Annotated in this window: 8 protein-coding genes and 1 pseudogene; 4 read left to right on the forward strand and 5 right to left on the reverse strand. The window is 48.9% G+C overall.

Going from position 1 to position 7904, the window contains the following annotated elements; genetic code table 11:
* Positions 1-34: 34 nt before the first annotated feature.
* On the reverse strand, positions 35-340 hold the full coding sequence (locus tag Q0V82_RS01795; RefSeq protein WP_297572153.1) for a hypothetical protein: 306 nt from the start codon (positions 338-340) through the stop codon (positions 35-37).
* Positions 341-552: 212 nt separating this feature from the next.
* Between Q0V82_RS01795 and Q0V82_RS01800 the strand changes: the two genes are divergently transcribed.
* The 3 genes from Q0V82_RS01800 (at position 553) to Q0V82_RS01810 (ending at position 3718) form a co-directional block, all read left to right on the forward strand.
* Entirely contained in the window at positions 553-1695 is a 1143-nt protein-coding gene (locus Q0V82_RS01800; RefSeq protein WP_374758515.1) for a D-alanyl-D-alanine carboxypeptidase family protein, read from the forward strand.
* Positions 1696-2350: 655 nt separating this feature from the next.
* Positions 2351-2560 (forward strand): VF530 family protein, encoded by a 210-nt coding sequence (locus tag Q0V82_RS01805; protein ID WP_297572155.1) that lies wholly within the window; start codon positions 2351-2353, stop codon positions 2558-2560.
* A 96-nt stretch (positions 2561-2656) separates the two neighbouring features.
* Positions 2657-3718 (forward strand): hypothetical protein, encoded by a 1062-nt coding sequence (locus Q0V82_RS01810; RefSeq protein ID WP_297572156.1) that lies wholly within the window; start codon positions 2657-2659, stop codon positions 3716-3718.
* Positions 3719-3792: 74 nt separating this feature from the next.
* Here Q0V82_RS01810 and Q0V82_RS01815 read toward each other — a convergent pair whose 3' ends face one another.
* Positions 3793-4482: a DUF502 domain-containing protein gene (locus tag Q0V82_RS01815; protein WP_297572157.1), complete on the reverse strand. Its 690-nt coding sequence runs from the start codon at positions 4480-4482 to the stop codon at positions 3793-3795.
* A 434-nt stretch (positions 4483-4916) separates the two neighbouring features.
* On the opposite strand from Q0V82_RS01815, the gene Q0V82_RS01820 reads away from it, so the two are divergent.
* Complete coding sequence (locus tag Q0V82_RS01820) at positions 4917-5621, forward strand: oligogalacturonate-specific porin KdgM family protein (RefSeq protein ID WP_297572158.1); 705 nt, start codon at positions 4917-4919, stop codon at positions 5619-5621.
* 70 nt (positions 5622-5691) lie between these two features.
* Here the strand turns inward: Q0V82_RS01820 and Q0V82_RS01825 are convergent.
* From Q0V82_RS01825 to Q0V82_RS01835, 3 genes and pseudogenes are all read right to left on the reverse strand, one after another.
* Positions 5692-5823 (reverse strand): annotated as a pseudogene (locus Q0V82_RS01825) (hypothetical protein); the annotation flags it as partial.
* Between the two features lie 500 nt (positions 5824-6323).
* Positions 6324-7124 (reverse strand): M15 family metallopeptidase, encoded by an 801-nt coding sequence (locus tag Q0V82_RS01830; RefSeq protein WP_297572159.1) that lies wholly within the window; start codon positions 7122-7124, stop codon positions 6324-6326.
* Between the two features lie 78 nt (positions 7125-7202).
* The gene (locus Q0V82_RS01835) at positions 7203-7781 is read right to left on the reverse strand and encodes a hypothetical protein (protein WP_297572161.1); all 579 of its coding nucleotides are present in this window, start codon (positions 7779-7781) and stop codon (positions 7203-7205) included.
* Positions 7782-7904: the final 123 nt, after the last annotated feature.

Here is a 7904-nt window from a genome sequence, read left to right on the forward strand (position 1 = left end):
GTGGCCGTGCGCGGTTTTTTATTCTGAGGTGAAATTAACTGGCAGCACCGGGGCCACTCACCCATTTAGGACAAGACTCCACTTCACCTTGGCGGTTCACAATCACCGTGCTCGGGCCAATCTTGCACCAGCGAAAGCTGCCAAAATCAAAAACATGGTCGATATCTGCTTGCTTGCCGCTAAAGGTGCCGGCCGCTAGCGTATAGATGCCATGCTCACCGTCCCAAACTGCAACGGGCAAAATACTATAATTAATCACTTTGCCATTCATCGGCCAAGGCCAAATCATCGCCATCGCGGGCTGCAATACAAACAAAGACAACACAAAAAAATAGCGCATCAGCAACTCCATGAATCAGAGCCGCATTTTCGCAAAGCCAAGCGTAATCCCCCGTGACCTAATGCCCAAAAAATAAGGTATTTTGTCGCAATGAATTCAAGCTTATTGTGAATGTAAATTTTCAACGCAGCAAAAGGCATTCAATCACAGTTTTCGCGGCACTAAACGCCGTATAATCGGTCCTTTGTGCTCCGACTCACTTTTTAATAGCCATGAATTCGATGAAAACCAGCCTGATTGCCGCTCTAATCGCTCTACCTAGCCTTGCCCACGCATTTGTGCCGCCGGTTCCCGAAATCGCGGCCAAGTCGTATTACCTCTACGACAAGCAAAGCGGCCAAGTGCTCGCAGCACGTGATCCGGACATGAAAATCGAGCCGGCATCGCTCACTAAAATGATGACCGCCTACATCACCTTTAAAATGGTAAAAGAAGGCAAACTCAAACTCGACCAAACCCTCTTGGTGTCTGATAAAGGCTGGCGTACAGAAGGTTCGCGCATGTATCTAGATCCTAAAGTACCAGCGACCGTGGACGACCTGATCAAAGGCATGATCGTGCAAAGCGGTAATGACGCTTGCGTGACTTTGGCCGAAGCCATTGCCGGTAGCGAAGAAGTGTTTGCGCAATTGATGAATAAAGAAGCCAAACGCCTCGGTCTGCACAATTCATTCTTTACCAATAGCACCGGCTTACCCGACCCGGCCTTATTGGTCACCACCAGTGACTTAGGCCGTTTAGCCACCGCCATCATTAATGACTTTCCAGAGTTCTATCCGGTTTATGGCATTAAAGAATTCAAGTACAACAATATCAGCCAGCCCAACCGCAATTTATTGCTCTACCGCGACCCTTTTGTTGACGGCATGAAAACCGGCCACACCGCATCTGCGGGTTACAATTTAGTCACCTCAAGTAAACGCGATGGTCGCCGCTTGATTTCAGTGGTGGTTGGCACCACCAGCCCCGAAGTTCGCGCCACCGAGTCGTCAAAACTCCTCAACTGGGGCGCACAATTTTTTGAAACGCCACGCCTGTACACCGCCAAACAAGCCGTACAGCAAGTACCAGTATGGAAAGGCAAAGCCGACACCGTTGGCGTCGGTTTTATGCAAGACCAATACATCACCGTACCCAAAGGCGATGCTGCAAAACTTAAAATTGATCTAGTCAGCCAACAGCCTTTGATGGCGCCGATCAAAGAAGGCCAAGTGGTTGGCACGATGAAAATCAGCCTCGACGGCAAAGTCCTTTCTGAGCGCCAAGTGGTAGCGATTACTTCAGTCGAAGAAGCCAATATTTTTGGCCGAGCATGGGATACGATTCGCTTGTGGTGGAAAGGTTTATTTAACTAATTCAATTTACCGCCCGAGCGACAATGAGCCCAACGAGCCGTTGGGCTTTTTTATTAATTCAATATTACCAATGGGTATATGCCGCTAGTACTTACACTGCAAATCATAGCGAGATATACCCAGTAAAAATTTTCCATTTTCAGATTACGTGTTGATCCTGATTAAAGCTTCGCGGCATTCCCTCTCCCTTGATGGGAGAGGGCTAGGGTGAGGGTGATACTACGGCGTATATTTTAAGCTCAACACCCCCATCCCAACCTTCCCCCGTCGAGGGGGAAGGGGCTGCAGTCGATCGGTTTAAACGCGTGCAATTTAAAATATCAACACCAAATCCAAACATCGCCTAAAAATCGGCTTTGTTAAAATTTGCTGTTGATGCTGTGCCGCGCTCGTTGGGCTGGGGCTTATCCATCCCGTTCAAGCGCACCGAGTGAGGAGGACGACAAATAGCTTTATCGTTTGGCTCACAGCGGAGCTGGGCGCGATCAAAAGCGCTTTTCTTTCCCCCTATTTCTTTGGCGAGTCAAAGAAAACGAAGTTTCTGCGTAGTTAAAGAGGGCTCCGCCACTGACTGCGACTGCAAACAGCCGTGCCGCAGGCACTTAAAACCGTCAACACGTAATCTGAACATTGTCTCCCAATCGAGGACCGCAGTATGTACAACCAAGACCCGCAGCACGGCATTACCTTAGAAAAAATGCTCACCGACCTAGTCGATCATTTTGGCTGGGAAGAACTCGCTCGCCGTATCCCAATTAAGTGTTTTTCGAATAACCCGTCGATCAAATCGAGCCTAACCTTTTTACGCCGCACGCCATGGGCGCGCGCGCAAGTTGAGCAACTCGATGCCCGCATGCGGCGCTAAGCGCAGCGGCCCGCATAAAATCGGGATGATACTTCCTGACAAACTGCGGCCAATCGGTCCTATTTTTGCCATTTAATTTGATAAGCCAAGCCAACGATGAACGACTCAAGCAGCAATCCAGAAATCGATACTTTTACCGCGTCCAGCGCGCTAGTGGCCATTGCCCAGCAGCATTTAAGCGATGTATTGCGCATTGCTTTTGAGCATAGCGCGGCAGAAAAAGCGGTGGTGGTGTTTGATAGCCGCAGTGAATTGGCCGTCACCCTCACTGCCGCTTACCGCCATTGCCTACCGCACGCCCATTTTATTGATTTTGACCACAGCACGCCCGAACAAGTGCTGGCCGAATTTGCCGATCTTGCCGCCAAAGACTTAGTGGTGTTGGTGCAATCAACGCATTTTCGCCTTGAAGCCTTTCGGATTCGCGTTGAGCTATTTAAACGCAGCCTCAAAGTCATTGAGCATCCCCACTTGGGTCGCATGCCCGGCGCAGAAGTCGCCTACTACATCGATTCACTAGCGTACGATCCAAGTTATTACCGCGATGTAGGCCATGCGCTCAAAGCCAAAATCGATGCCGCACCGCACGGACTGATCGACAGTGGCGCAGGCAATCAACTGATTTTTGCTACGCCGTTTGAATCGGCCAAACTCAATATTGGCGACTATCGCCAGATGAATAACACCGGAGGACAATTTCCATTAGGCGAAGTGTTTACCGAAGCGGCTGATTTAGATTTAGTGAATGGCCGAGTGCGGATTTTTATTTTTGGCGACACGCGCTTTCGCGTGAACCGCCCCACTACGCCCATCACTTTAATCATTGAAAAAAGCCAAGTGATTGACGTCATCGACTCCACACCTGAATTTGACACCATGCTGGCGATGATTCGCGCCGATGAAGGTGGTGTGGTTTGGGTGCGAGAGCTGGGTTTAGGCATGAACCGTGCCTTTAGCTTTGCGCGCACGGTCAGCGATATAGGTAGCTATGAGCGAATGTGCGGCATTCATTTATCACTGGGCATGAAGCACGGTATTTACGCCAAGCCGCATATCAAACGCGGCGAAGGTAAATACCATATCGACGTGTTTGCCATTACCGAATCCGTCCAGTTTGGGGACGACGTCGTGTATCGTGATGGTCAGTGGGTGGTCTAAACCCCCAAAACAAAACGCCCGATGTGATTCGGGCGTTTTTTTATTTCGGCGCAATCGCTGCGCCAGCATCAAGCTTATAAAGCCCGTGGGTCGGGATAAATCACCGGTGCCACTTGGCTGGCTTTTTTCAGTGACGGCGGCGGTGTAATCCCCATCGATACATAAATACTGGTCAGTTTATCCACGCCAATATTGGCTGGGCGTATCCATTCCTTGGGGATATACAGCAAGCCACCACCAATGGGTACTGGCGCGGTCGGCACTAAAATCGCTTGATACTCGCGGCCATCAATCTCGATCGGCACTGGATTGGGCATCAACGCCAAAACCGCCACCCCATCGCCGCCAAACAAACACCACACCGGGCTCATCGCGCCAATATCAGCGTCTTGCTTTTGATCGAGCAAGCTCACAAAGCGATCGGCCATATTATAAAAACTGCCAATCACCGGAATGCGCCGCACCGTGCTATCGACCAGTGCCGCTAATGGCTTTTTCAGTCGTGAGCGCACCAAAATACCTAAAGGATAAATCGCCCCTAGCAGCATCACCCAGCCAATCAAATAACCAAAGATCGGATGATCCACCACCGGCTGGCCAATAATCGAAAACAAACGCCCGACCAAACTATTGGGGCCCAAGTAATCATTGAGTAAATTCACCACCCACGCCAACAGCGAAATAGTGAGCAAAAAAGGCAACAAGGCCAATAGACCCGACAACCAAGTGGTCAACACACTTTTTAAACCACGCTGTAACAACATCACAACTCCATTGATGACGACGACAAACATCAGACCTGCATTCTACAGTGGCAAAGCACTTGCGCGGCATCGATCTATTAAAATTAAAGCTAAACCAGTGCTTTTATCAATTAAGCAACTCACCACAAATAATTAAATGGCATATTTAATTATTTAAGTGATTAGCTTATTAATAGCATAGATGGCAATACAATTTCATTTAATACATCAATTTTACAACAATCGTTTTTATACTCTCCAATCCAAGTAAATCGCTTAATTACCACAAGTTACTTTTTTATTTCCAATTTCTGACAACCATCGAAACATTAAACAAAATCGCAAAACACAAAATAAATTGTGATAAATACCATTTACCTACCAAATATAAGCGAATTATGATCAACGTAATGGCACGGCCATTCTACTTTCCATTTTATTCGAGAATTTAAATCATGAAGATTAAATACCTAATCGCTCTGACTTGCAGCGCCATTGCCATTCAAGCACACGCAGCGAGCATCGATTTCCGTGGCGGCTACAAAACGGGCAGCGAAAAATACGAATCACGCGTCTTATTAAGCCACGAAATGGCCAATGGTTTTGGTGGTGGTGTTGAGTACACGATGAGCAATACCAGCCGCTCGGGCGAAGGGATTGATCAAATGAACTGGACCGATACCGAGTTTGAACTGTATTACAAACACAAACTCAATGCGGCAGTGACTTTGCAGCCGGGTTTCTTGGTGCAAACCGTTAAAAACAAAGGCGAAGCTTACAAAGCCTACATGCGTGCCAACTGGGCATTTGCCCCAACTTGGCGCTTTGACAGCCGTTTGCGTTACGACTTTAAAGGCTGGTCAGAAAAAGACTTGAACGGCAAGTTTGAACACGACGAAGTGCTGCGTGCTGACTTCTGGTTGCACAAAACATTGAACGAAAAAACCAGCACTTATTACAACTTCCGTTGGGACCACAAACTCAATGACTTTGAATACGTGAATAAGAGCAGCAACTACTTCGAACACAACGTGGGCTTGGGATACAAACTCACCCCTGCAGTTCGCGTTTACACCGAAGTGGGTTACTTGGGCGAAACCGCTAACTCACAGCAAGATGCTGAATGGCGTGTTCGTGTTGGTAGCACTTACAGCTTCTAATCGGTAATCGATCGGCTTATTGCTGCGCCGTCAACCCAGCCTAGGCTGGGTTTTTTTATCCGCTGCTTTATAAAATAAACACGCCACCGCCATTCATTGCGGTGACATAGGGGAATTTCCAAATCGCGCCCAAGCCAATGGCCGAGCCAGCGGCCGCCAAAATAAAACCCAGCTTAGAGCCCCAAGTCGAACGAGTTGTCATCATGATCCTTTGTCGTAAACCAACAATGCAGATCCAGACAGACGTTTTTGGGCGGCACAAATGCAACAAGGCCGCCCATCACGGCGGCCTTGGATCATTCATTTGGTGTAATTTAAATGAACGCGACCCATCGGACTGCCGGTTGGCGAGCCAGCCCTAGCGGCAGATTGGGCTGCGAGCAATCCGACCAACTCAAGGGAAATTCAAGGGCAATACAAATTAAATCCAATCAAACACCAATAAAACAAGCCACTACAAGCACTCTCGCGGCAGATTGAGGCAAAAAAACCACAGCTTCAATTTCACATCCCAATTGGATTAATGGGTAATATCACCCAAAAAAACCGCCCCTTTCGCCGCAAAAAATCCCGCCATTCGCTCAATATCCGATCAATATCCGGTCAACTTCAACTCAATCGCACGCCCAAAGCGCGGAGCGAACCCAATACCGGCGCAATTTTCCGTTTTGTTTTAGCCAGTCTGACAATAATTAAATCAAATTATTGCCTCACCTTGGCCACGCAAACCGCTCTAATTTCACTCAGGCTACCCGTTTCACTTGCGGCGCATTGCCGATAGCGATCGGCATATTGCTGAAAGCTCGCTTGCGCAGCAGCCGGATCTAGCGCGATTAACTGCCCAATTAACGCGCGGCTACCAATCTCAAAATGTTGATAATCAATCGGCGAATCCCAATCCCCGCCCCAAGTCATAAACCCATGTTGCGCAAATAAATGCACCACCGCCTCATTCACCATCCCGCTACGGCGCGGTTTACCGGCGCGCAACTCAGCGCGATTTAAAAAGGCCTTGGCACTGGCTGCCGGCAAAATCTGCGCCGTACCATCGTCAGCAAAACTCACATATGGATTTTGCAAAGGGTTTATATCAATCGCCACGCCATACGCATGTTTGGACCAATTTTGGCCTGCTGTCACCGCGCGGCCATTCAACGCACTGCTGTTATTGGCATTCATCGACAACACATCATTGCCCTTAAATTGCGTCAATGGCAGCGCCGATTGCAGCGGAAACTTTGCCGCGCGCAATGCCAACATCAAGGACTCCACTTGTGGCGCTACTGCATCGAGCACGATCAACTGCCCTGTGCTTAACTGCCCCTGCAAATCAAGATGCGAAAAACTCACCCGCTGCAATCGCTCGCACGGCACTGGATTGGCAGCACTCAATACGCCATTGTCGAGTAAATCAGCACAATCGGCCGCCGTTAAAGGCTGTATCGTCGCCCATGTCGTGGCAGACAATAGCCCGCACAATAGCCCTGCACTTAATCGCGGCATTCAATCCCCTTCACGCCATTTTTTGCACAATAAAAAAACCTCGCCAGCGCGAGGTTTTCATTCAAAGACCTAGAGCGCTTATTTAGCCGCAGTCACCAGCATCGCCAAAGCTTGCGTGTAAGTACCTTTGATTTGATCGCCTTTTTTGATCATTTTAAACTGCGCCGGATCACGCACTTTTAAAGTCACGGTGCGATTCACGCCTTGCACGCGAATGGTGTGTTTTTTGGCATCGACACCAATCACATTACCCACCACGGTGAGCTTCTCGCCAACAAAACCACCGGCTTTGGCTGCAGGCGCTGAAGCGCTGCTGGTTTCAGTCACGTGCTCACGCACATTTGAGCCTGCACCGAGCAATTCCAAAGTCAGCACTTGCATGTATTCGGCTTTTACTTTGTCGCCCACTTTGAGCTTATCAAAGTTTTTAACCCCTTCGCCCGCCATCACACTCATCGTTTGGCCGGCTGCATTTTTTAACGTCACTTTACGCGTTGCGGTATCAATCGCCGCAATCGTGCCATTGGCCTTCACCGCTTCCAGCAAAGTCACCGCGCCCGGCGCCGAAGCCGCCACCAACTCTTCAGCGCTTGACGCAAAAACCGGTAAAGACAAAGCAAGCAACAAAGCACTCGTGCAAATTAAACCTTTTTTCATTCGTCTTACTCCAAAAAGTGAACAATCAAATCTAACCGCACCATCATAGGCCAGCAGCACCACAAAGCCAACACCGCAAGTAAGATTAAAGTCAAATTAATGCGGGGATCGGGGATCGGGGAT

Origin of the sequence: uncultured Deefgea sp., assembly GCF_947072475.1 — a bacterium.
GTDB lineage: Bacteria > Pseudomonadota > Gammaproteobacteria > Burkholderiales > Chitinibacteraceae > Deefgea.

What these genes read in the sequence shown, in the direction of transcription:
- Q0V82_RS01835 (WP_297572161.1), bottom strand. Translation starts at nt 7,781, where the DNA reads ATGAAAAAAGGTTTAATTTGCACGAGTGCTTTGTTGCTTGCTTTGTCT.
- Q0V82_RS01830 (WP_297572159.1), bottom strand. Translation starts at nt 7,124, where the DNA reads ATGCCGCGATTAAGTGCAGGGCTATTGTGCGGGCTATTGTCTGCCACG.
- Q0V82_RS01805 (WP_297572155.1), top strand. Translation starts at nt 2,351, where the DNA reads ATGTACAACCAAGACCCGCAGCACGGCATTACCTTAGAAAAAATGCTC.
- Q0V82_RS01810 (WP_297572156.1), top strand. Translation starts at nt 2,657, where the DNA reads ATGAACGACTCAAGCAGCAATCCAGAAATCGATACTTTTACCGCGTCC.
- Q0V82_RS01815 (WP_297572157.1), bottom strand. Translation starts at nt 4,482, where the DNA reads ATGTTGTTACAGCGTGGTTTAAAAAGTGTGTTGACCACTTGGTTGTCG.
- Q0V82_RS01795 (WP_297572153.1), bottom strand. Translation starts at nt 340, where the DNA reads ATGCGCTATTTTTTTGTGTTGTCTTTGTTTGTATTGCAGCCCGCGATG.
- Q0V82_RS01800 (WP_374758515.1), top strand. Translation starts at nt 553, where the DNA reads ATGAATTCGATGAAAACCAGCCTGATTGCCGCTCTAATCGCTCTACCT.
- Q0V82_RS01820 (WP_297572158.1), top strand. Translation starts at nt 4,917, where the DNA reads ATGAAGATTAAATACCTAATCGCTCTGACTTGCAGCGCCATTGCCATT.